Here is a 23,533-nt window from a genome sequence, read left to right on the forward strand (position 1 = left end):
CTGCGGGCGCATCGTGGCTGGTCGCGCAGTTCCCCGCGGCCCTTTGGGGCGCGGCCCTGGCCCGTTGCCTCTACTTGAAGCCGGTCGGCATGTACTGGTCGACGTTGGTCTTGTCGACCACCGCCGAGTAGAGCGTCAGGGAGGACGGGATCTCGAACTCGGAGAGGCCGCTCACCCCCTTGCCCTGGCCCAGCGCTCGGGCCAGGTCGATCGCCGACGCGGCCATCGTGGGCGGATAGAGCACCGTCGCCTTCAGGACGCCGTTGTCCTGCTTGATGGCCTGGAAGGCGGAGAGGGCGCCCGCCCCGCCGACCATCAGGAAGTCGTCGCGGCCGGCCTGTTCGATCGCCCGCAGCGCGCCCACGCCCTGGTCGTCGTCGTGGTTCCACACCGCGTCGAACTTGGGCTGGGCCTGGAGGAGTTGGGACATCTTGGCCTGGCCCGACTCGACCGTGAACTCGGCGGCCTGGCGGGCTACCTTCTTGATGTTCGGGTAGTTCTTCAGGGCGTCGTCGAAACCCTGGGTGCGCTGCTTGGTCAGTTCCAGGTTGTCGAGGCCCGCGAGTTCGATGACCTTGGCGTCGTCCACGTCCTTGAGCTGCTCGCCGATGTAGTGACCGGCGTTGAGTCCCATGCCGTAGTTGTCGCCGCCTATCCAACAGCGGTACGCCTGCGGGGTGTTGAAGATCCGGTCCAGGTTGACGACCGGGATGCCGGCGCGCATCGCCTTCAGACCGACCTGGGTGAGCGCCTTGCCGTCGGCGGGCAGGATCACCAGCACGTCGACCTTCTTGTTGATCAGCGTCTCGATCTGGCCGATCTGTGCGGCGGTGTCGTTCGCGCCCTCGGTGATCTCCAGCGTCACGTCGGAGTACTTCTTCGCCCGGCTCTTGGCGTTGTCGTTGATCGCGTTGAGCCAGCCGTGGTCGGCCTGGGGTCCGGCGAAGCCGATGGTGACGGCCTTGCCGGGGGTGTCTGCGGCGGCCGGCTGGTCGTCGTTCGCAGCGGGCTCGTCATCGGGCTCGTTGCTGGTGCAACCGGCGAGCAGGACTCCCGCCCCGACGGCGGCGGTTCCGAAGAGCAGCCCTCTGCGGCTGGTGAAAGGCGTCGGCTCTGGCATGGCGGTGAACCCTTCCCTCAGGTCGTGCTGGCGGTACGGCGCTGGACGAGCACGGCGACGACGATGATCGCGCCCTTGGCGATCTGCTGCACATCGCTCTGCAGGTTGTTCAGGGAGAAGATGTTGGTGATGGTGATGAAGATCAGGACGCCCAGGACGGAGCCGACGATGGTGCCGCGGCCTCCGCTGAGCAGGGTGCCGCCGATGATCGCGGCGGCGATGGCGTCGAGCTCGTACAGGTTGCCGTTGGTGTTCTGACCCGAGCCGGTCAGGATGATCAGCAGGAAGGCGGCGATCCCGCAGCACAGTCCGGACAGGAGGTAGAGGTAGAGGCGCTGGCGGCGTACGTCGATGCCGGCCAGGCGGGCCGCCTCCGCGTTGCCTCCCACGGCGACCGTGCGGCGGCCGAAGGTGGTGCGGTTCAGGATCAGCCAGCCGAGGATCGTCACTACCGCGAAGACCAGCACCAACGGCGGGATGCCGAGGATGTACGCCTCACGCTCGCCCAGGTCGAGAACGCTGTTGATCGTGACGATCTGCGTCGCGCCGTCCGTGATCTGGAGGGCGAGTCCGCGCGCCGAGGCCAGCATGGCGAGCGTGGCGATGAACGGGACCATCCCGCCGTACGCGATGAGCAGCCCGTTGACCAGTCCGCAGCCCACTCCGACGAGCACCGCGGTGAAGAGGATGCCGGCGAAGCCGTACTCCTGGGTGGCGACGGTGGTCGCCCACACCGAGGAGAGGGCGACGATCGCGCCGACCGACAGATCGATGCCACCCGACATGATGACGAAGGTCATACCGACGGTGACGACGCCGATCACCGAGGCCTGGGTGAGGACGAGTTGGAGGTTGCGGGTGTCGAGGAACTCGTCGGGCTTGGTGATGCCGCCGACGACGATCAGCGCGGCCAGGACACCGAGGAGGGAGAGGGTGCGGACATCGGCGCGGGCCACCATGCCTCTCCAGGCGGGGAGTTGACCGGCCGACGGGACCTTGTCGGTGCTGCTGCGCGGCGGGGACACGGGTTGCGTCATGATGCCGGGCCCCTTTCACCGGCCGCAGAGCTGCCGGCCACAGAGCTTCCACTGGCCACGGGGGCTCCTTCCATCACAAGGTCGAGCACGCGGTGTTCGTCGAGTTCCCAGGCGGGTGCCGTATGGACGACCTGGCCCTCGCGCAGTACCAGGACACGGTCGGCGAGGCCGAGCACTTCGGGCACTTCGCTGGAGACCAGCAGGACGGCGAGGCCCTCGTCGGCGAGGCGGCGGATCACCGCGTACAGCTCGGCTCGGGCACCGACGTCGACGCCCCGGGTCGGTTCGTCGAGCAGCAGGACGCGGCAGCCGCCCAGCAGCCAGCGGGCCAGGACGGCCTTCTGCTGGTTGCCGCCGGAGAGGGTGCGGACGGGTACGGAGGGGTTGTCGGGCCGCAGCGACAGCTCACGGGTGGCGGCGCGGGCGGCGCCCAGTTCGGCGCCCCGGTTGATCCAACCGCCGCGTGCGAAGCGGGACATGGAGGAGACCGACACATTGCGGGTGACGGACTCCAGCATCAGCAGGGCCTGTGCCTTGCGTTCCTCCGGGGCGAGCCCGAGCCCGGCACGCACTGCGGCTCGTACACTGCCCGGCTTCAACACCAGTCCGTCGACGAGGACTTGACCGGCCGTCGGCTTACGGGCGCCATAGATGGTTTCCAGGATCTCCGAGCGCCCGGACCCGACCAGGCCCGCCAGTCCGACGATCTCGCCGGGTCGCACGGAGAGGTCGACGGGCGCGAACTCGCCCTGTCTGGCCAGCCCCTGGACTTCGAGAACCGGTGCGGCGCCCGCGTCCTTCGGCGCGGGGCGCTCCGGGAAGACGTACTCGACGTTGCGGCCCGTCATCAGGGCGACGACCTCGCGGGTCGGCGTGGACTTCGCGGGCAGCCCGCCCGCCACCGCCCGGCCGTCCTTGAGGACGGTCACGCGGTCGCCGATACGGCGGATCTCCTCCAGACGGTGTGAGATGTAGACGACGGCGACCCCGTCGGTGGTCAGGTCGCCGACGATGCGGAAGAGGTTGTCGACCTCCTCCGGGTCGAGCGCGGCGGAGGGCTCGTCCATGACGATCAGCCGTACGTCGTGGGAGAGCGCCCGCGCCATCGACACGATCTGCTGCTGCGCCGCCGACAACTCCCCGACCAGACGGCCCGGATCGACCTCTGGATGTCCAAGTCGCTTGAGCAGTAGGGCAGTTGACGCTTTCGCGGCCTTCCCCCGTACGACGAATCCGGCGGTCGTGGGTTCGTGACCCAGGTGGACGTTCTCGGCCACCGACAGGTGCTCCACCAGGTCGAGTTCCTGGTAGATGGTGGCTATGCCGAGGCGCATTGCGGCGATGGGCGAGCGCAGGGTGACCGGCTCGCCGCGCCAACTGATGGTGCCGTCGTCGGGCTGGTGGGCGCCGGCCAGGACCTTGATGAGCGTGGACTTCCCGGCGCCGTTCTGGCCGAGCAGACAGTGCACTTCACCGGCCTGGACGTCGAGGTCGACGCCGTCGAGGGCCCGGACGCCGGGGAACGACTTGGTGATGCCGGACATGCTGAGCAGCGGTGGTTCTGGTGCCATGACGGTTCCCCTTGGCGGGCGTGCGGGCCGGTTGCAGGGCAGATCGCTTGCTGGGCAGGCTTTTTGAGCAAGCTCTTTTGAGCAAGGCAGAGCAGGGCAGAGCAGGGCGCTGTACTGGTGAGACGTGGGTACGAAGCGGTCTACGCGGGTGAGAACAGGTGGTCGCTGATCAGCCGGGCCGCGCCGATGACTCCGGCGGTGGGGCCCAACTCCCCCAGAACGATGGGCAGGTTGCCGGTCGCCAATGGCAGCGACTGGCGGTAGACCTGGGTCCGGATCGCGGCGAGCAGGGTGTGGCCGAGGCCGGTCACCCCGCCGCCGATCACCACCAGGCCGGGGTTGAAGAAGCTGACCAGACCGGCGATGACCTGGCCGGTGCGGTTGCCGCCCTCGCGGATCAGGTCGAGCGAGGTGGCGTCCCCGGCGGCAGCGGCGGCAGCGACGTCGACGGCGCTCAGTGCGCCGCTCGCCTCCCACCGGGCCGCGAGTTCCGCCGAAAGTCCCTGCTGGGCTGCCTCTTTGGCGTCGCGGGCGAGAGCGGCGCCACTGAAGTGGGCCTCCAGGCACCCCCGGTTGCCGCAGGCGCACGGACGGCCGTCGGGCACCGCCTGGATGTGCCCGATGTCGCCGGCGCTGCCCGTCACTCCACGGTGGACCTCACCGCCGACGACGATGCCGCAGCCGATACCCGTGCCGATCTTGATGCAGAGGAAGTCGCCCACGGAACGGGCGACGCCCGCGTGCTGCTCCCCCATCGCCATCAGGTTCACGTCGTTGTCGACCATCACCGGGCAGCCCAGTTCCTGACTGAGCGCCTCCCGTACGGGGAAGCCGTCCCAGCCGGGCATGATCGGCGGGGCGACCGGTACGCCCTCGGGGAAGCGGACCGGACCGGGGACGCCTATGCCGGCGCCGTCGAACCCCTCCGCGAGCCCGGTGGCTCTCAACTTGGCTGCCATGGACAGGACTTGCTCGAAGACCGCGACCGGGCCCTCGCGTACGTCCATGGGCTGGTTGAGGTGCCCCAGCACTTCGAGTTCGGCGTTGGTGACCGCGATGTCGATCGAGGTCGCGCCGATGTCGACGCCGAGGAAGCGCAGGGCGGGGGCGAGCCGGATGTTGTGGGACCGGCGTCCGCCGCGCGAGGCGGCGAGTCCGTCGGCCACGACCAGGCCCGTCTCCAGGAGCCGGTCCACCTCCACGGCCAGTTTGGACCGTGACAGGTCGACCTGATCCCCCAGCTGGGCCCGGGAGTTGGGCCCACCGTCACGCAACAGCCGCAGCAGCCGGGCCTGGTGGGCGTTCGCGGGTCGTGCGGTCATACGTCTCACAAGCCCCTCCCCGCCTAGTCAGGCACCAACCGGCTGCGTTTTCCGGGTTTTCCGGCCACATCGCCGAGCTTTCGAGTGGAACGTAGCAGCGACTGCCGGGGCTGGGAAGAAGTCGAGCACAGATTGCTGCTTACTTCTTCCACTGAGAGGACAAAGAAGAAGGCGCCACGAGGGCGCCGTGGGCGGGCCACAGATCGGCCCACCCGTCCATGGTGAGCCCGAGGGCTCGCCCCGCTCACGGGCAGCGGACGACCTGTCCCGCATACGAGAGGTTGCCGCCGAAGCCGAACAGCAGGACCGGGTCACCGGTGGAGATCTCGCCGCGTTCGACCAGTTTCGAGAAGGCGAGCGGGATGCTGGCGGCCGAGGTGTTGCCGGACTCGATGACATCGCGTGCCACGATGGCGTTCACCGCGCCGATCTTCGCCGCCAGCGGTTCGATGATGCGCAGGTTGGCCTGGTGCAGGACCACGGCGGCGAGGTCCTCGGGGGTGAGACCGGCGCGCTCGCAGGCCTGGCGGGCGATGCCCGGCAGCTGGGTGGTGGCCCAGCGGTAGACGCTCTGCCCCTCCTGGGCGAACCGCGAGGGTGTGCCCTCGATCCGTACCGCGTGTCCCATCTCGGGCACCGAACCCCACAGCACGGGCCCGATGCCGGCGGGCTCCGGCCCGACGGGCGCCGGACAGGCCTCGACGACCGCCGCGCCCGCTCCGTCTCCGACGAGTACGCAGGTCGTGCGGTCGGTCCAGTCCGTCACCGCGGACATCTTGTCGGCGCCGATGACCAGTGCCCGCACCGATCCCCCGGCCCGGACGGCGTGGTCGGCCGTGGCCAGGGCGTGGGTGAAGCCGGCACACACGACGTTGAGGTCCATCGTGGCCGGCGAGGGCATGCCGAGCCGGTTCGCGACCCGGGCGGCCATGTTCGGGGAACGGTCGACGGCGGTCGAGGTGGCGACGAGGACGAGGTCGATGTCGCTCGCGGCCAGGCCCGCCGCCGCGAGCGCCTTGGCGCCGGCGTGCGCGGCGAGCTCGTCGACAGGCTCGTCAGGTCCGGCGATGTGGCGCGTACGGATGCCCACCCGGCTTCTGATCCACTCGTCGTTGGTGTCGACCAGACCCGCCAGATCCTCGTTGGTGAGCACCTTGGCGGGCTGGTAGTGACCGACGGCGGTGATACGCGAGCCGTTCATGGGTGGGTCCCCCTCTGCTTTTCGGTAGCGGGATCCACCAGTCTGTTCAGTGACTCACCAGTACGACGGCACGCGATGCCACAGGATTAGCGCGGCCGGGTTGTCGGCTTCCATCAGACTCCTCTGTGACCGAACACTTACCCTGTGAACAGCTGTGTCGCCTTCTGCACCAGCTCATAGAGCCCGTAGCAGAGTGGCGCCCCCACCCACAGCCAGGCGAACGCGATCAGGGGCCGGCGGTCGGGCGACGGGCCCCCGCTCTCAGACGGACTGCTCTCGCTGGACATCGGCGGCCTCCTTCGGCGCGGGGATGTGGTGGCGGGGGTCGACGGGGCGGACGAGCTCATTGGCGACGAAGCCGACGGCGAGCAGTCCGATCATGATGTAGAACGACAGCCCGTAGAGCGCAGAGCCGTGCTTGCCTGCCTCCTCCTGCCGGTCGGCGATCCAGTTGACGATCAGCGGGCCGAGGACCCCGGCCGTGGACCAGGCGGTGAGCAGCCGCCCGTGGATCGCGCCGACCTGGTAGGTCCCGAAGAGGTCCTTCAGATAGGCGGGGATGGTGGCGAACCCGCCGCCGTAGAAGGAGAGGATCACCAGCGCGCACAGGATGAACAGCGGCTTGGAGGAGTCCCCGAACCAGGCGATCGACGCGTACATCAGCGCGCCCACGCCCAGGTAGACGCGGTAGATGTTCTTGCGGCCGATCAGGTCGGAGGTCGACGACCAGCCGATCCGGCCCGCCATGTTGGCCGCCGACAGCAACGCGACGAAGCCGGCCGCAGCCGACACCGAGACCGGCGTTGAGCTGTCCGCGAAGAAGTCCTTGATCATCGGCGCGGCCTTCTCCAGGATGCCGATGCCCGCGGTCACGTTCATGCAGAGGATGACCCACAGGCACCAGAACTGCGGGGTCCGCACGGCGCTGCGCGCGGAGACCTGGACGCCCGCGAGGACGCCCGGCCCGCTCGCCCCGCTGTCGGCGGGCTTCTCGCTGCGCGGTACCCGCACCAGAAGCACCCCGAGCGTCATGAACACGGCGTACGACAGTCCGTGCACCAGGAAGGCGAGCGCGATCCCGGAGCTGTCGGAGCCGAACGACTCCAGCATCTGCGCCGACCAGGGCGAGGCGATCAGCGCGCCGCCGCCGAAGCCCATGATCGCGATGCCGGTGGCCATGCCGGGCCGGTCCGGGAACCACTTGATCAGGGTGGAGACGGGCGAGATGTAGCCGATGCCGAGGCCGATGCCGCCGACGAAGCCGTAGCCGAAGACGATCAGCCAGTACTGCTCGGTCGCGGCGCCGAGCGAGGCGATCAGGAAGCCGGAGGAGAAGCAGATCAGGGCGACGGTCATGGCCCAGCGCGGCCCGTTGCGCTCGACGAGGGTGCCGCCGAACGCGGCGGACAGGCCGAGCATGACGATGCCGAGCTGGAAGGGCAGCGCGCTCTGCGTGCCGCTGAGGCCGAGGGCCGATTCCAGGGGCGGCTTGAAGACGCTCCAGGCGTAGGCCTGACCTATGGAGAGATGGACCGAGAGGGCGGCCGGCGGAACGAGCCAGCGGCTCCAGCCGGGCGGTGCTACAGGGGGACTCATGATCCCGGACGATAGGAACCGGCCGCATGGTTGGGAAGACGGCCAGGCGAACTCGCCGACCGTATGCGGTGAACGGTATCCGGGGTGCGCCGAACGGTCGTTCGGACCGGACGAACGGCGTACCGGAGCGCACGCGGAGTGGCGTTCAGGCCATGCCGCCATCGCTCCAACCCGTGCCACACCTCTTGCCCACCCTACTTCCATACTGTAGACAATATGTCGTCAACCCGTTCCCTTGCGGCAACAGAGCCCGGTGGGCCGCGGTGCCACTGCGCCCGTGCAGGACAATGGATCGCGAAGGTCACCTACCAGCACGTACAGAACCGGGGCTGATCAGAACATGGGACGAGTCACGGAACGACGCAAGGTGATCCGGATCCGGGACGGGGCGATCTCCACCCGGCCGGACACGCTCGTCGCCGAGGAACCCATGGAGATCCGGCTGAACGGCAAGCCGATCGCCATCACCATGCGGACGCCGGGCGACGACTTCGCGCTCGCCGTCGGCTTCCTGGTGAGCGAGGGCGTGCTCGCCGAGCGGCGCGAACTGCGGAACATCGTGTACTGCGCGGGCGCCACGACGGACGGCTCGAACACCTACAACGTGGTGGACGTGAGCACGGCCCCGGACGTGGTGCTGCCCGACATCACACTGGAGCGGAACGTGTACACGACGTCCTCGTGCGGCCTGTGCGGCAAGGCGAGCCTCGACGCCGTCCGCACGACGGCCCGCTGGGCCATCGACGACGGCGCCGGCGCTCCCCCGGTCCGACTGGCGCCCGAACTGCTCGCGAGCCTCCCCGACCGGCTCCGCGCGTCCCAACGGGTGTTCGACCGGACCGGGGGTCTGCACGCGGCTGCCCTGTTCACGGAGGAGGGCGAGCTGCTCGACATCCGAGAGGACGTGGGCCGGCACAACGCGGTCGACAAATTGGTCGGCCGGGCTCTGCAGAACGGCGGCCTGCCCCTGTCCCGCACGATCCTGCTCGTCTCGGGCCGGGCTTCCTTCGAGCTGGCGCAGAAGGCGGTCATGGCCGGGATTCCGGTGCTGGCGGCCGTCTCGGCACCCTCGTCGCTCGCCGTCGACCTGGCGGCCGAGTCGGGGCTGACCCTGGTGGGCTTCCTCCGGGGCGCCAACATGAACGTGTACGCGGGCGAGGACCGTATCGCCCTGCAGGCCGCGGCCTCCCAGGGCTGACCGGCTTCCCCGCGGCACGGCGGCGGGGCCCCGAACGGCGGGGAGCGCCCCCTGCGCCGGTGGGGCCCCGCCTCTACCGGTCCGCTATCCGGTGCCCGAAACCCGGGTGAGCAGGGCCGTCAACAGCTCGCGTTCCACGACCGTGAGCGGCGCCAGCAGCTCGTCGTTGGCCTTTCGCGCGGCCCGCTCACAGCGGGCCAGCAGCCGCCGCCCCTGGGCCGTGACCGTCACCGCGTTCTTGCGCCGGTCGTGCGGATCGGGTGCGCGTACGACCAGTCCGGCGGTCTGGAGGTCATTGAGGACGCCGACCATGTCCTTGGCGTCGAGCCCCACCCCGCGCACCAGTTCGGCCTGCGCGACCGGGCCCAGCTCCGCGACGGCGGAGAGCACCACGTGATGCCACATCTTCAGCCCTTCGCCGGCCAGCGCGGCGGCGACCAGTGCCCGCCCGCGGTCGGCAGCCCTCCCCAGGATCCAGCTGGGGAGGACCCGTATGGAACGAAGTTCGACAGACATACGGAAAGACTAACCAATAATCATTGGACCTTCCAACGGTTATACGTTTATCGTTGGGACTCCCAATGGTTCCGCGGAGGAGCGATGTGATCACGTACGGCCGAATAGCAAGGTTGTCCTGAACCCACGACACACGGTTCTTGTGGGGCGGCTGAGCATCCAACTACCGTCTGATGCGCGCACGTTGGACGTGGGATGTCCAGATTTCCGGATGCCCAATTGTTCAGATGTCCAGACCTCTGAAGTCACGAACTCTGAAGTCCAGACGCATGAAGTCCAGACGTTGAAGGGCAGGGCCGTACATGCCGTCAAGTCTTCGCGCACGTCTCAGATTCACCCTCACGGCCGTGTTCACCACGGCCGCTCTGCTGCTCGCACTGCCGGGCCCCGCAGGCGCCGAACAGGCCACCGCGACGGCCACGTTCGAGCAGCAGGTGCTCTTCCGGGCCTCCCAGGACCCCGGATACTCCTGTTACCGGATCCCCGCGATCGTCCGGACCCTGAAGGGCACTCTGCTGGCCTTCGCCGAGGGGCGCAGAGACAACTGCGGGGACGCCGGTGACATCGATATCGTCGTCAAGCGGTCGACCGACGACGGGCGCACCTGGGGCCCGCTCCGGGTCGTCAACGACGGCGGGGTCGACACGCACGGCAACCCGACGCCGATCGTGGACCGGGAGACCGGTCGCATCATCCTCGCGGAGAGCTGGAACACGGGCCGGGGCGGCGGCAACTGCCCGGTGCCGTGCGACCGCAGCCCCCATCTGCAGTACAGCGACGACGACGGGCTGACCTGGTCCGAGCCGCGCGACCTGAGCGCCGAGATCATGCCGCCCGAGTGGAACTCCTGGTATGCGACGGGCCCCGTCCACGGCATCCAGCTCACCCGGGGCGAGCACGCGGGCCGGCTCGTCTTCGGTGTCAACACCGAGACGTGGGAAGGCAGTCGGATCAGCGCCAACCACGCCGCACTGATCTTCAGCGACGACGGCGGCGACCACTGGAAGGTCGGGGCCACCGACAGCTGGCCGATCGCGGCGGACGGCACCTTCCGGCAGAAACCGTCCGAGGTGACGCTCACCGAGCGCTCGGACGGGGTGATCCTGGTCAGCGGACGCGAACAGGACGGGACCGATCTCGGCCACCGCACCCAGGCCTTCAGCGCGGACGGCGGCAGCAGCTTCCTCACCCCGTTCCGCGCCCTCCCGGATCTCTACGCACCCCAGGTCCAGTGCTCCACCGTCGGCTTCGGCGTCCGTGTGCTGCTGGCCTGCCCGGCCGATCCCGACCGGCGCCGGACGATGATGATCCGCTCCTCGTACGACGGCGGGCGCACCTGGGACAGCGTGGACCGGGGCACGGTGGTCACCCGGGACTGGTCCGGCTACTCCGACCTGGTGAAGATCGACAGCGAGACGGTGGGCCTGATGTACGAGGGCGGCACCGTCGAGGCGCGCGACGAGATCCGCTTCGCCCGCTTCACGGAGGACTGGCTGACACCAGCGCGCGGTCCGGACCCGACCACCCGTGACCTGGCCCCGAACGCCCGTCCGGCCGCCGTCCTCGGCGGCGCCGCGCAGACGACCGGTGTGTTCGGCGGCGGTGCGGTGGAGTTCGACGGCGTGGACGACGCCGTACGCCTCCCGTACAGCGACCGGCTGCCGCTCGGCACCAAGGACTTCACCGTGGCCCTCTGGTTCCGTTCCACGGCGACGACGGGCGACCGGCCGCTGCTGTGGATGGGCGGGGTCGGCTCCACCCAGCCGCAGATCTGGCTCCGCGCCGAGCCCGCGAGCAACCGCGTCCGGGGCCTGATGACCGTCCGGGAGGGCGCGTCGGCCGTCAGGACGGCGTCCGCGACCTCCGTGGGCACCTACAACGACGGCCAGTGGCACTTCGTGGCACTGCGCCGTGGCGGCGGCCAGTTCACCCTCTTCGTCGACGGTACGGCGGTCAGCGTGGCGGACGTGGCCGGTACCGTCAGCCGCAACTCGGCGTTCGGGGTGCACATCGGGCAACGGGTGGACAGCTTGCAGCACTTCAGCGGTGCGATCGACGATGTCCGGGTCTGGGACCGGGCGTTGGGCGCGTCGGAACTGTCCACGGCTTCCATGACGGCGACGGTGGACCCGGCCACGGCCACGAGCAGCACGGTGCTGTGGCTGCCCATGGATCAGGTGAACGCGAGTCGCTCCGCGCGATAGGCGGTTTGTTTGCCGCGGGCCCGGTGGGGGCTGGTCGCGCCCCGCGGCGGAGCCGCAAATCGACACAGCCCCGCACCCCCTTTCGGGGCGCGGGGCCCACCCGACCTCCCCGGTCCGCGGCTCAGCCGGGATGTGTTGCTGTACCAGCCGAGATGCGGGACGAGTCCTGTGCGGTGACCCCCGAGTCGATCTCGGACCCGGTCACCGGGTCGTGCGAGCGGCGTTTGGCGATCACCGCGCACACCATCAGCTGCATCTGGTGGAAGAGCATCAGCGGCAGCACCGCCAGCGAGGCCTGGGCGCCGAACAGGACGCTCGCCATGGGCAGTCCGGCGGCCAGGGACTTCTTCGAGCCGGCGAACTGGATCGTGATCCGGTCCTCCCGGTTGAAACCGAGCGTCTTGCCGCCGTACCAGGTGAGCGCCAGCATCACCGCGAGCAGTACGGCCTCGACGACCAGGAGTCCGGCGAGCCGGCCGGGGCTGACCTGGTGCCAGATGCCCTCGACCACGCCCTCACTGAACGCGGTGTAGACGACGAGAAGGATCGAGCCCCGGTCGACCAGGCCGAGCACCTTCTTGTGCCGGGTGACGAACCCGCCGATCCAGCGCCGGAGCACCTGCCCGGCGAGGAAGGGGACCAGTAGCTGGAGCACGATTTCGAGGAGCGAGTCGAGCGAGAAGCCGCCGCCGGTGCTGCCGAGCAGCGTGGCCGCGAGCAGCGGGGTGACGACGATGCCGACGAGGGAGGAGAAGGAGCCCGCGCAGATCGCGGCGGGCACATTGCCCCGGGCCATCGAGGTGAAGGCTATCGACGACTGGATGGTGGACGGGACGAGGGTGAGGAAGAGCAGGCCGATGTAGAGGTCGTGCGTCAGGAACACCGGTTCGAGTCCACGGGCGGCCAGGCCGAGCAGCGGGAAGACGACGAACGTACAGGCGAGGACCGTGGCGTGCAGCCGCCAGTGTTTCAGTCCCTCCAGCGCCTCGCGGGTGGAGAGGCGGGCGCCGTAGAGGAAGAAGAGGAAGGCGATGGCGGCCGTGGAGGCACCCGAGGCGACGTCGGCGCCCGTCCCGCGCGCCGGGAGGAGCGCGGCGAGGCCGACCGTCCCGAGCAACAGCAGGATGTAGGGGTCGATCGGCATCCAGCTCGGCCACTTCAGGCGTTTCACGGTGCTCCACTACGCATGGGGGGGGATTGGGGACGTCAGGTACAGGGACGGTCGTGCCCTTTCCATCGTCCTCCTCCGGTTCGTGATCGGGAATCCCGTACACCGCTCTGACTGTCATCGCGTTTCGCGATAACCCGGTAGCGTGGAGGGGTGTACGACCCCTCTCAGCTGCGGACCTTCCTGACCGTGGCCCAGACGCTCAGTTTCACGCAGGCCGCCCGGCGGCTCGGGCTGCGCCAGTCGACGGTCAGCCAGCATGTGCGGCGCCTGGAGGACGCGGCCGGACGGCAGCTGTTCTCCCGGGACACGCACTCCGTGGAGCTGACCGAGGACGGCGAGGTGATGCTCGGTTTCGCCCGCCGCATCCTGGAGGTGCACGAGCAGGCGACGGCGTTCTTCACGGGCACGCGGCTGCGCGGCAGGCTCCGGTTCGGCGCCTCGGAGGACTTCGTGCTGACCCGGCTGCCGGAGATCCTGGAGGCCTTCCGGTACGACCATCCCGAGGTCGATCTGGAGCTGACGGTCGAGCTGTCGGGCACCCTGCACGAGCAGCTGGCCGCCGGGAAACTGGACCTCGTCCTGGCCAAGCGGCGGCCCGAGGATCCGCGCGGCGAACCGGTCTGGCACGACGAGCTGGTGTGGATCGGCGCGGAACGGCTCCGGCTGGACCCGGACCGTCCGGTGCCGCTGATCGTGTATCCGCCGCCGGGCATCACCCGTGCCCTCGCCATGGAGGCCCTGGAACGGCAGGGCCGTGCGTGGCGCGTCGCCTGCACCAGCGGCAGCCTCAACGGACTGATCGCGGCGGCCCGCGCGGGCCTCGGAGTGATGGCCCACTCACGCGGGATGATCCCGCCCGGCCTGGTCCGGGTGCCCGACCGAGCCGGGCTGCCGGAGCTGGGCCGGGTCGACTTCGTCCTGGTCCACGGCCACCGCCGTACGTCGGCCCAGAGCGCGGCGGACGCGCTGGCGGCGGCGATCCTGACGAGTGGGGACCGGCTGCACCGGCGGTGACCACACCGCTGTGGGCGGCCGCCCACAGCGCCTCCGGAAACGTAAAGAGAGTCCCAAGAGGCCTGGCGCGGGCGGTGAGCGGGTCGGTCGGATTCGGTGGAGATTACTGGACCGGGACGCACTTCGACGAAAGAAATTCTGTCCGTCCCCTACCCATACAGACGCATTTTCCGCCCCGCGTCGGCGCCGAAGCCGAACACGACTCGGCTTGGCACCCCCTCCCGCGGTGCGGGGCGGTGGGGTAGCTTTCACGGCGCTGTGCAAAGCGTCTCTAGGAGCGGGTTTGCGCGAATTCACCAACCCTCCGTTGGCGTTGGCGCCGCCCGTGGGCGGACTGGCCGACGTGGTGTTCGAACATGCCCAGGAAGACCCCCTCCGGGTCGCGCTCGGCCGCAAGGACGAGGCCGGCCAGTGGCAGGACGTGACCGCGGGTGAGTTCCGTGACGAGGTCCTGGCCCTCGCCAAGGGCCTGCTCGCGCAGGGCATCCGGTTCGGGGACCGGGTCGCGATCATGTCCCGTACGCGCTACGAGTGGACGCTCTTCGACTACGCGCTGTGGACGGTCGGCGCGCAGGTGGTGCCGGTCTATCCGACGTCCTCGGCCGAGCAGGTCTTCTGGATGCTGTACGACGCCGAGGTGACGGCGGCGATGGTGGAGCACGAGGACCACGCGATGACCATCGCCACGGTCATCGACCGGCTGCCCCGGCTGAAACAGCTGTGGCAGCTGGACGTCGGCGCCGTGCAGGAGCTGTACGAGGCCGGCGCACACCTCGACGACGACACGGTGCACCGGCACCGGCTCGCGGTCACGCCCGAGTCGACGGCGACGATCATCTACACCTCCGGCACCACGGGCCGCCCCAAGGGCTGCGTCATCACCCACGCGAACTTCATGTTCGAGGCGGACACCGTCATCGAGCGCTGGGAACCGGTGTTCCACTCCCGGAAGGGCGACGAGGCGGCGACCCTCCTCTTCCTCCCCCTCGCGCATGTCTTCGGCCGGATGGTGCAGGTGGCCGCGATCCGCGGCGGGGTGCGTTTCGGCCACCAGCCACAGCTGAACGCGGCGGCCCTGCTGCCCGACCTCGCCGCGTTCAAGCCGACGTTCTTCCTCGGCGTGCCGTACATCTTCGAGAAGGTCTTCAACGCGGCCCGCCGCAAGGCCGAACGGGAGGGCAGGTCCGGCCCCTTCGAGAAGGCCGTCGAGGTCGCGGTGCGCTACGCGGAGGCCGTGGAGGAGAAGGCCTGGGACATGGGCCCCGGCCCGTCGGCGGGCCTGCGGATGCAGCACCAGCTCTTCGAGAAGCTCGTGTACTCCAAGATCCGGGCCGCGATGGGCGGGCGGGTCCGGCACGCCATGACGGGCGGTTCGGGGATGGACCGGCGGCTCGGTCTGTTCTTCGCGGGCGCGGGCGTCCACATCTACGAGGGCTACGGCCTCACGGAGACGACGGCGGCGGCCACCGCGAACCCGCCCGAGCGCACCCGCTACGGCACGGTCGGCCAGGCCATCCCGGGCATGACTGTGCACATCGCGGACGACGGCGAGATCTGGCTGCGTGGCGACAACGTCTTCCAGGGCTATCTGAACAACCAGAAGGCGACGGACGCGACCCTGCACGACGGCTGGCTGGCCACCGGCGACCTGGGCTCCCTCGACGAGGACGGGTTCCTCACGATCACCGGCCGCAAGAAGGAGATCCTGGTGACGTCGGGCGGCAAGAGCGTCGCCCCGGGAGGCCTGGAGGAACGCGTCCGGGACCATCCCCTGGTCGCCCAGTGCATCCTGGTCGGCAACGACCGCCCGTACATCGCGGCCCTGGTCACCCTGGACCAGGAGGCTGTCGAACACTGGCTGACGATGCGCGACAAGCCTCAGCTGACCCCGACGGAACTGGTCCGAGACCCGGACCTGGAGAAGGAGGTGCGGCGCGCGGTGGTCGCCGCGAACACCCTGGTGTCCAAGGCCGAGTCGATCCGCACGTTCCGCATCCTGGCCCAGCCGTTCACCGAGGAACACGGCCTGCTGACCCCGTCCCTGAAACTGAAGCGCAAGGCGATCGAGAACGCGTACGCGAAGGAGGTCGAGGCCCTGTACCGGGCCTAGGCCCCCTGGTCACACCAGTTGGTATCCGCGCAGGTTCCTGAGCAGCAGGTAGCAGTCCTGGAGTGAGCCCGAAGTGTCGCCGAGGGAGCGGTAGATGCCCCACTTGGGGCGTACGCGGTCGGCGAGGAAGGTGTCGACGCCGGTACGTGAGGCGTCGACGATCGTGGTCGAGCCGCTCTTGAGGATCCAACGGACCGTTCCCGCCGAGCCGTTGCCGACCTTGATCTGGAAGTCGACGTCCGTCCACTTGTCGTGGAGCGGTTCGAGGTTCGTACGGCCGACGAGGACGTCGTCGATGGGCAGCTTGAGTTCGATGGTCTGCACGCCGTTCACCCGGCGCAGCGACTGCACGACCATCGGCGAGGTGCCGGCGCCCGGCTGCTTCATCTGCATGATGTGGGTGAAGGTGGTCGTCGCCTTGAGCGAGCTGGGGATGTACATCGAGTACGTGACCCGCCAGGTCTGTCCCTCGGTCCACTTGAGGTAGTTGCCGCCACTGCCGTTGCGCAGCCCGGTGACTTCCTGGCGCTGGCGGTCGGTCGAGGTGTCACGGTCGCCGGTGTGCATGTTGAAGCGCCAGTTCTCGCCGGTGGTGAAGATGTGCGGCTGTCCGGCGGTGTGGGAGTCGGCTCGGTCGTCCTCGATGGTCTCGAAGGCGCCGAGCCCGGCGCCGCTCGCGGAGGGTGCCCACTTCTGCTGCCAGGAGGCGGCATGGGCGGCGGTGGTGAGGGCCGGGACTCCGACGGCGGCTCCGGCAACGCCGCCGAGCGCGGCGCCGAGCAGGTTGCGCCTGGATGTGTTCATGGTGGGACCACCTCAGCATGGGGGTTGGTTGCCTGCGTCGGGTTACATATGTGCTCGTCGTTCACCATCACGACCTGTGGCGCGATACAGGGTCGCGGCATGACAGCCCACGGTCAATAGTCCGTACCAATGCGCGTGTGCCGTGGAAGGTATTTCCGGCCAATCCGGGTACAGGTCCATGAGGTTTGCGATCAGGAATGCATCAGGGCTCGTGTTCGTTGACCATGGGAAGTCCCACCCGACGACTGAAGGATCGAGAGCGCGTGAGCAGCAAGGTCCCCCCGATCATTCTGAACAACGGCGTCGAGATGCCCCAACTGGGCTTCGGCGTCTGGCAGGTGCCGGACGACGAGGCGGAGCAGGCGGTCGCCACCGCGCTGGAGACCGGGTACCGCAGCATCGACACAGCGGCGATCTACGGCAACGAAGAGGGCACCGGAAAGGCGCTCGCCGCATCCGACGTGCCCCGTGAGGACCTCTTTGTCACCACCAAGCTCTGGAACGGCGACCAGGGGTACGAGTCCGCACTTCGCGCCTTCGACACGTCCCTGGAGAAGCTCGGCCTGGAGTACGTCGACCTGTATCTGATCCACTGGCCGCAGCCGGCGAAGGGCAGGTTCGTCGACACGTACAAGGCGTTCGAGAAGCTCGCCGCGGACGGCCGCGCCCGGGCCATCGGGGTCTCCAACTTCCTTCCGGAGCACCTCGACCGGCTCCTCGCCGAGACGTCGGTCATCCCGGCCGTCAACCAGATCGAGCTGCACCCGCATCTCCAGCAGCACGCGGCCCGCGAGTACCACGGGGAGCAGGGCATCGCCACCGAGGCCTGGTCCCCGCTCGGCCAGGGCAAGGGCCTGCTGGAGGTTCCGGCGATCGTGGCCATCGCCCAGAAGCACGGCCGCACACCGGCCCAGATCGTGCTGCGCTGGCACCTCCAGCTGGGCAACGTGGTGATCCCCAAGTCCGTGACGCCGTCCCGGATCAAGGAGAACATCGAGGTCTTCGACTTCAGCCTGGACACCGAGGATCTCGCGGCGATCAGCGCACTGAACGAGAACCGGCGCCTGGGCCCGGACCCGGCCACCTTCGAGACCGGCTGACGACTGCCACGACAACGCCCCGGTCCGCACCGACCACGGTCGCGGTTCCGGGGCCTTTCGCTTGTCTTCACGCAGCTGTTCGACCGTCGCGAGGCAGACATCCGGCGCGGACGGAACGTCGCCCCGGTCGACAGGGTTGACGCAGCCATGCCGAAAGGGCCACCTTGGATCGCACCCGGTAAGGAAACTTTCCTAACAGAAGGGTCCCCCCACAGTGCGCTCTCGAACACTGCCCCTCACCGCGGCCGCCGGCGCAGCCCTGCTCGCCGCCGCGCTCCCCTCGTACGCCTCCGGCACCGCTGGACCGGCGTCCACCAAGGAGGGCTCGGTCAGCGCGGCCGATCTGCTCGCCAAGGTGACGTCCTGCTCCCAGCTCTCCAGCGGCAAGTACCGGACCGATGACGAGACCTCGGCCTCGATCCCCGTGTGCGGCAAGAACGGCGCCGTGTTCTGGAAGGCCGACATGGACATCGACTGCGACGGCCAACGCACGTCGAAGTGCAACGAGAACACCGACCCCTGGTACCAGGACGACACGGCGTTCCACCAGTCCAACGGCAAGCCGCTCAAGGCCGATTCACTGCCCTACGTCGTCGTGCCCAGTTCCAGCAGCATCTGGAACTACTCCGGCGCCGGCATCAAGGGCGGTGGCGTGGTCGCGGTGATCTACAACAACAAGGTCCAGTACGCGGTCGTCGGCGACACCGGCCCCTCGAAGATCATCGGCGAGGCGTCGTACGCCACCGCCCAGGCCCTCGGCATCGACCCCGACCCGGAGAGCGGCGGCACGGACTCCGGGGTGACGTACATCCTGTTCAAGAACGCGCAGGTCTCCCCCATAGAGAGCCACGGCGCGGCGGTCTCCCTGGGTGATCAGCTGGCCAAGCAGTTCATCCGCGACAACTGAGCCCGGGGCGACGGGACGCCCGGGCGACGGGACAACGAAGCTGTGCAGCCGGGGGAGTCCGGGGGTCCGGTACCGCGTTCCCGCACGCGGAACCGGACCCCCGGGCAAGCAACTCGGGTCACGCGCGGATCAGTTGGGCTGCCCGATCGGCCGTACGACCACCGTGTTGACGTCGACTCCCTCCGGCTGCCGGATCGCCCAGACGATCGAGTCGGCCAGCTGGTCGGCCGTCAGCAGATGCCCCGGAGGCAGGCTGCCGTAGCTGTCCCAGAAGGGGGTCTCGACGCGCCCGGGGGCCACCAGCGTCACGCCGACGCCGAACTCCGTGACCTGTCGGCGGGTGTTCTCGGCGAGACCGGTCACCGCCCACTTCGTCGCCCCGTAGATGTTGCCCGGTGTGTGGACGAACCCGGCGACACTGCCGATCAGCACGATCCGGCCCCGGGTCTCCTTCAGCGCGTCGATCGAGGCCCTGATGAGCAGCGCGGGCCCGAGCACATTGGTCAGCACCATCTCCGGCCAGCCCGCCGGGTCACCGTCGGCGACCGAGTCGTGGGTGGCGAACCCGGCGTTGGCGATCACCGTGTCCAGCCGCCCGAACTCCTTCAGCGTCGTCGCGACGGCGCCACGCACATCGTCGTACTCGGCCGCGTTCCCTGCGATCGTCAACAGGCCCTCGGGACGCCCGAGTTCCTCGGCGAAGCCCCGCAGCCGCTGCTCGCCCCGGCCGGTGACGGCGACCCGGTGGCCGGCGTCGAGCAGCTGCCGCGCGACGGCCGCGCCGATGCCGCTGCCGCCACCGGTGATCAGTGCGACGGGTGAGTCGGTCATGGTGATTGCCCCCTGTGTAGGCCACGCATGTGCCATGCGCGTCGGTGAACAGCGGGGAGTCCATCACTTGAAGCGCCCTCGAAGTCAAGCTCGGGGCGGGCGCGTTGGGCGTCCCGACCGACCCCCGGACCGCGACTACCCCTGCGGCTTGCTGCCCGCGTACAGCGTGTGGGTGGCCAGCACGAAGACGTCCGGGCGGTGGTGCAGGCCCGCCTTGTCGTCAGGGTCGAGGAGGCGGTCGAGGGTGGCACGGTCCGCGGCGTCCAGCTCCTCCGCGAACATCGTGCGGCGGCGGTCGAAGACGCCGATCACATAGGCGCGTGCCTCGTCCGTGAGCGGGGCGGGGAGGTCGAGGAGGAAGGAACGGGTACCGGAGGGACGCAGGCCGGCTGCGGTGAGAAGGGCCGGCCAGTCCTCGGTCTCGCGTACATGGCCGGGCAGGCTGGTGCGCATCTCGGTGAACCAGGACTGCTCGATCACATCTAGACGCGCCTCCAGGCCGGGGCGTCCGAAACCGAGGTCGCGCGGCAGGTTTCGCTCCGGGAGGCCACCCTCCATCACGGCGAGTGTGCCGCCGGGTGCGAGTACGGCGGCGAGCGCGGCGAGCGCGGCCCGCTGGTCACCCACGTGGTGCACGGCCCTGCTGGACCACACCAGGTCGGCGGGGTACTCCAACTCGCCGAGGCCGCCAGGGAGTTCCGCCTCGACGGTGCTGAAGCGGTCGGCGGTGCCGCGACGGTCGGCGTTCTCGCGGGCCCGCTCCAGAAGCGCCGCCGAACTGTCCGCCGCGACGATGCGTGCCTCGGGGAACGCCTTCGCGAAGAAGCCCGAGATGATGCCGGGGCCGCTGCCCGCGTCGACGATCAGCCCCGGTTCGGGCTGCTGCCCGGACAACCAGGCCAGGGCGTCGGCGTAGAGCGGCGCGAACAGTTCGGCCTGCCCCTCCAGATGAGGGATCATCTTGGCGAAGTCGATGTCGGCGTGGTCGTGGGAATGGTTGTGGGCGTGAGCGGGCGCCTGGTCGTGATCGTGGTTGTGCCGGTGCTGATGGGCCATGGTGTACGGGCCTCCCGTTGTCGTTGGCACCAGCCTGCTCCGACCCCGGCGACCAGGCCAGTTCTGTTGCCGTTACGGCAAACGGGAATCTCCTGAACAACCACTCACGGCAAAAACCGGATGCGCGGGCCCACCCCGCTCCCCCACGATGTCTCTATGGACGACGATCTGGTGGAGCGCTTCCTCGAAGACGGGTTCGTGAAGATCGAGGGCGCCTTCCCGCCACGCGTCGCCGAGCACTGCGCACGGCTGCTGTGGCGGGAGACGGGCTGCGACCCGGACGACCCGGGCACCTGGACGAAACCCGTGCACTGGGTGCCGGGAATGGCGCAGGGCCCGTTCGCCGCCGCGGTCAACACCCCTGTGCTGCACGAGGCGTTCGACGCGCTGGTGGGCGAGGGCCGCTGGGCGTCGCGCTATTCGCTGGGCACTTTTCCGCTGCGGTTCCCGCACGAGGAGGAACCGGACGACGCGGGCTGGCACATCGAGGGAAGCTACTCCCCCGAGGGCGCGACCTGGCCGTACACGAATCTCCGTTCCCGGGACCGGGCCCTGCTGATGCTGTTCCTGTTCAGCGAGGTCGGCGAGGCGGACGCCCCGACGCGCATCCGGGTGGGCTCGCATCTGGACGTACCGCCACTGCTGGAGCCGTACGGCGAGGAGGGCGTCTCGGGCCTGGAAATAGCGCCGGCCCTGGTAACGGCCTCGGCACACCGCCCGCTCGCCTACGCCACGGGCCGCCCCGGCGACGTATACCTCTGCCACCCCTTCCTGGTCCATGCGGCGCAGCCGCACCACGGCACCCGACCACGCTTCATGGCCCAGCCACCGCTGGATCCGGCAATGCCGTACGAGTTGGAACGTGAGGACGAAAACTACTCACCGGTGGAGCAGGCGATCCGCCGGGGACTGAGAAGAGACGCCTGAGCGGGTCCGATGAGGTCGGGTGCGCACCGTGCCCGGACAGGGGCGCGGGGAACTGCGCGACCAGCCCCCACCGAACCCGCGGCAAAAAGCGAACCGCCGATCCAGCGGAGCTTAGAGCGCCGGGTAGGCGTTCCTCATGAGCTCCTGGAACTGCGCGGAGAACCAGTGCCCGGCGAGCGGCGAGTTCCCAAGCGCACCCGACATGTTGTTGTTGTTCAGCGGGTTACCCGTGTACGTCGGGTCGCACATCCGGTCGAAGCCCTTGCCCTCGTCGTTCGGGATCGCCGAGCTGGCGCCGTCGGACTCGCCCGGAGGCTTCATCCACACGTACGCGTCGATCCCGGTCGCCGGAGCGGCCTTCGGGCGCTCGCCCAGACCCGCGCCGGACTGGTTGCACCAGTTGCCGACGTGGATGCGCCGGTCGTAGCGTCCACCCTCGACGTATGTGTCGACACTGGTCGTCGCACCGGGTCCGGTGGGCCGTGCGGTGCCGCCCCAGCCGTTCCTGGACGTGTCGATCAGCATGCCGATGCCCGACGGGAAGCCGGCCGTGACCAGCTGGTTGCGGAAGGCCTGCGCGAAAGAGAGCTCATCGGTGTACCGGTTCCAGTCCACCCACTTCGACTCGCGGACCGACTTGCCGGCCACGGTGTCGTTGATGGTGAAGTTGTTCTCCTTCAGGGCGCTGTAGTTCGCCGTGTTGCTGATGAACCCGTGCACGTCGTTGACCGTCGCACCCTCGGCGGTCGCCGCCTGCTTGAACAGGTCGGCGGCGGGGCCGAAGTTGTCGTCCCAGCCGAGCCAGCCGTGGTGGGCGGCGTCGATGTAGTTGTAGACGTTCGGCACGTCACCGAGCTTGTTGAGCGCGTAGCCGACACCCTTGATGTAGTTGCCGTTCGCCTTCATCACATTGCACGCGGGCGTGGCCGTGGGCCGGCTGCCGGCGTTGGTGACGAGGTTGGGCAGCGAGTCGATCTCGACGGTCGTGACAATGCGCAGGCCCGCGTACTTGCTGTCCGCGAGGATCGCCGCGATCGGGTCGATGAACTGGGTCTTGTACTTGTCGATCTCCGTCGGGCCGAGTTCGCCGTTGGAGGCGAGGGCCGCGCAGTCGCGTCCGGGCAGGTCGTAGACGACCAGCTGGACGACCATTTCGCCGGTGCCCTTCTGCTGGAGGGCCGCGTCGAGGTGGGCGCGCAGACCCATCCCGCCGTTGACCCCGTTGATCGCGGCGATCCGGTCCAGCCACACGCCGGTGGGCTGGCTGGAGATCCGGCTGCCGCCCGTCTCCGCGGCGGCCTTCGCCGACCACTCCGGGTTCACGTACACCTTGGCGCCGGCGTACGGGTTGTCGACCCTGGTGCCGGTGCCCGGGCCCGGGTCCGTCGGACCCGGGTCCGTGGGGCCGCCTCCGCCGTCTACGTTGCAGGTGACGCCGTCGAGGGTGAAGGAGGTCGGGAGCGCATTCGTGCCGCTGTAGCTGCCGTTGAAGCCGAAGCTCACCGAACCACCGGTGGCGAGCGTCCCGTTGTAGGTCTCGTTGGCGACGGTCACGGCAGGACCGCTCTGGGTGAACTTCGCGCTCCAGCCGCTGGTGACCTGCTGGTTACCGGCGTACGACCACTTTACGGCCCAACTCGACTTGGCCGCACTGTTGTTGGTGACCGTCACTGCGGCGGTGAAGCCGGTGGACCACTGGTTCTGCACCTTGTAGTCGACGGTGCAGGGGATCGCGGCGATGCCTAGGTCGGCCTGCGTGACCGCTGCTGCGGCGCCGGTCGCGCCGGCGACCAGCGCCATGGCGGCGAGGATCGCTGTTCTGGTACGACTCATGAGTGCGGGTGTCCT

20 protein-coding genes are annotated in these 23,533 nt (G+C 69.2%); 7 read left to right on the forward strand and 13 right to left on the reverse strand.

All coding sequences use genetic code 11. The annotated features are described in order from the left end of the window. Window positions 1–70: 70 nt before the first annotated feature. The 7 genes from OG734_RS07320 to OG734_RS07345 form a co-directional block, all read right to left on the reverse strand. The gene (locus OG734_RS07320; RefSeq protein ID WP_330286647.1) at window positions 71–1,120 is read right to left on the reverse strand and encodes a substrate-binding domain-containing protein; all 1,050 of its coding nucleotides are present in this window, start codon (window positions 1,118–1,120) and stop codon (window positions 71–73) included. Window positions 1,121–1,137: 17 nt separating this feature from the next. After that, window positions 1,138–2,157 carry an ABC transporter permease gene (locus OG734_RS07325; protein WP_330286648.1) on the reverse strand — a complete coding sequence of 340 codons (1,020 nt, stop codon included), beginning with the start codon at window positions 2,155–2,157 and terminating at the stop codon, window positions 1,138–1,140. Beyond that, window positions 2,154–3,728: a sugar ABC transporter ATP-binding protein gene (locus OG734_RS07330; protein ID WP_330286649.1), complete on the reverse strand. Its 1,575-nt coding sequence runs from the start codon at window positions 3,726–3,728 to the stop codon at window positions 2,154–2,156. The genes OG734_RS07325 and OG734_RS07330 overlap by 4 nt, the downstream gene beginning before the upstream one ends. A gap of 140 nt (window positions 3,729–3,868) precedes the next feature. After that, a complete protein-coding gene (locus OG734_RS07335; RefSeq protein WP_330286650.1) occupies window positions 3,869–5,050 on the reverse strand; it encodes an ROK family transcriptional regulator in 1,182 nt (393 codons plus the stop codon). A 244-nt stretch (window positions 5,051–5,294) separates the two neighbouring features. Continuing rightward, window positions 5,295–6,251, reverse strand: coding sequence for a beta-ketoacyl-ACP synthase III (locus tag OG734_RS07340; RefSeq protein ID WP_330286651.1), 957 nt, complete (start codon window positions 6,249–6,251; stop codon window positions 5,295–5,297). A gap of 137 nt (window positions 6,252–6,388) precedes the next feature. Further along, window positions 6,389–6,538, reverse strand: a complete 150-nt coding sequence (locus OG734_RS47910) for an MFS transporter small subunit (RefSeq protein ID WP_443064837.1) — start codon at window positions 6,536–6,538, stop codon at window positions 6,389–6,391. Then, window positions 6,513–7,847, reverse strand: a complete 1,335-nt coding sequence (locus tag OG734_RS07345; protein WP_330286652.1) for an OFA family MFS transporter — start codon at window positions 7,845–7,847, stop codon at window positions 6,513–6,515. The genes OG734_RS47910 and OG734_RS07345 overlap by 26 nt, the downstream gene beginning before the upstream one ends. A gap of 340 nt (window positions 7,848–8,187) precedes the next feature. Here OG734_RS07345 and fdhD point away from each other — a divergent pair, with 340 nt between their 5' ends. Further along, window positions 8,188–9,045 (forward strand): formate dehydrogenase accessory sulfurtransferase FdhD, encoded by an 858-nt coding sequence (gene fdhD / locus OG734_RS07350; protein WP_330286653.1) that lies wholly within the window; start codon window positions 8,188–8,190, stop codon window positions 9,043–9,045. An 84-nt stretch (window positions 9,046–9,129) separates the two neighbouring features. Here fdhD and OG734_RS07355 read toward each other — a convergent pair whose 3' ends face one another. Next, window positions 9,130–9,561: a MarR family winged helix-turn-helix transcriptional regulator gene (locus tag OG734_RS07355; RefSeq protein WP_330286654.1), complete on the reverse strand. Its 432-nt coding sequence runs from the start codon at window positions 9,559–9,561 to the stop codon at window positions 9,130–9,132. Between the two features lie 302 nt (window positions 9,562–9,863). On the opposite strand from OG734_RS07355, the gene OG734_RS07360 reads away from it, so the two are divergent. Further along, window positions 9,864–11,765 carry a sialidase family protein gene (locus tag OG734_RS07360; RefSeq protein ID WP_330286655.1) on the forward strand — a complete coding sequence of 634 codons (1,902 nt, stop codon included), beginning with the start codon at window positions 9,864–9,866 and terminating at the stop codon, window positions 11,763–11,765. A 121-nt stretch (window positions 11,766–11,886) separates the two neighbouring features. Here OG734_RS07360 and OG734_RS07365 read toward each other — a convergent pair whose 3' ends face one another. Beyond that, window positions 11,887–12,909, reverse strand: a complete 1,023-nt coding sequence (locus tag OG734_RS07365; protein WP_330293593.1) for a bile acid:sodium symporter family protein — start codon at window positions 12,907–12,909, stop codon at window positions 11,887–11,889. Between the two features lie 177 nt (window positions 12,910–13,086). Here OG734_RS07365 and OG734_RS07370 point away from each other — a divergent pair, with 177 nt between their 5' ends. Both OG734_RS07370 and OG734_RS07375 read left to right on the forward strand, forming a co-directional pair. After that, window positions 13,087–13,950, forward strand: coding sequence for a LysR substrate-binding domain-containing protein (locus tag OG734_RS07370; RefSeq protein ID WP_330286656.1), 864 nt, complete (start codon window positions 13,087–13,089; stop codon window positions 13,948–13,950). A 283-nt stretch (window positions 13,951–14,233) separates the two neighbouring features. Continuing rightward, the gene (locus OG734_RS07375) at window positions 14,234–16,060 is read left to right on the forward strand and encodes an AMP-dependent synthetase/ligase (RefSeq protein WP_330286657.1); all 1,827 of its coding nucleotides are present in this window, start codon (window positions 14,234–14,236) and stop codon (window positions 16,058–16,060) included. A gap of 9 nt (window positions 16,061–16,069) precedes the next feature. Here OG734_RS07375 and OG734_RS07380 read toward each other — a convergent pair whose 3' ends face one another. Then, window positions 16,070–16,864 (reverse strand): Tat pathway signal sequence domain protein, encoded by a 795-nt coding sequence (locus OG734_RS07380; protein ID WP_330286658.1) that lies wholly within the window; start codon window positions 16,862–16,864, stop codon window positions 16,070–16,072. Between the two features lie 263 nt (window positions 16,865–17,127). Here OG734_RS07380 and OG734_RS07385 point away from each other — a divergent pair, with 263 nt between their 5' ends. Continuing rightward, window positions 17,128–17,964, forward strand: coding sequence for an aldo/keto reductase (locus OG734_RS07385; protein WP_330286659.1), 837 nt, complete (start codon window positions 17,128–17,130; stop codon window positions 17,962–17,964). A 214-nt stretch (window positions 17,965–18,178) separates the two neighbouring features. Further along, complete coding sequence (locus OG734_RS07390) at window positions 18,179–18,871, forward strand: glycoside hydrolase family 75 protein (RefSeq protein ID WP_330286660.1); 693 nt, start codon at window positions 18,179–18,181, stop codon at window positions 18,869–18,871. Window positions 18,872–19,000: 129 nt separating this feature from the next. Here the strand turns inward: OG734_RS07390 and OG734_RS07395 are convergent, their stop codons facing one another. Both OG734_RS07395 and OG734_RS07400 read right to left on the reverse strand, forming a co-directional pair. After that, window positions 19,001–19,702, reverse strand: a complete 702-nt coding sequence (locus tag OG734_RS07395) for an SDR family oxidoreductase (protein WP_330286661.1) — start codon at window positions 19,700–19,702, stop codon at window positions 19,001–19,003. Between the two features lie 135 nt (window positions 19,703–19,837). Continuing rightward, entirely contained in the window at window positions 19,838–20,758 is a 921-nt protein-coding gene (locus tag OG734_RS07400) for a class I SAM-dependent methyltransferase (protein WP_330286662.1), read from the reverse strand. 156 nt (window positions 20,759–20,914) lie between these two features. Here OG734_RS07400 and OG734_RS07405 point away from each other — a divergent pair, with 156 nt between their 5' ends. Then, window positions 20,915–21,685, forward strand: coding sequence for a phytanoyl-CoA dioxygenase family protein (locus tag OG734_RS07405; protein ID WP_330286663.1), 771 nt, complete (start codon window positions 20,915–20,917; stop codon window positions 21,683–21,685). A 111-nt stretch (window positions 21,686–21,796) separates the two neighbouring features. On the opposite strand, the gene OG734_RS07410 is transcribed toward OG734_RS07405, so the two are convergent. Further along, window positions 21,797–23,518: a glycoside hydrolase family 6 protein gene (locus OG734_RS07410; protein WP_330286664.1), complete on the reverse strand. Its 1,722-nt coding sequence runs from the start codon at window positions 23,516–23,518 to the stop codon at window positions 21,797–21,799. Between the last annotated feature and the right edge of the window lie 15 nt (window positions 23,519–23,533).

The organism is Streptomyces sp. NBC_00576, from assembly GCF_036345175.1.
Taxonomy (GTDB): domain Bacteria; phylum Actinomycetota; class Actinomycetes; order Streptomycetales; family Streptomycetaceae; genus Streptomyces.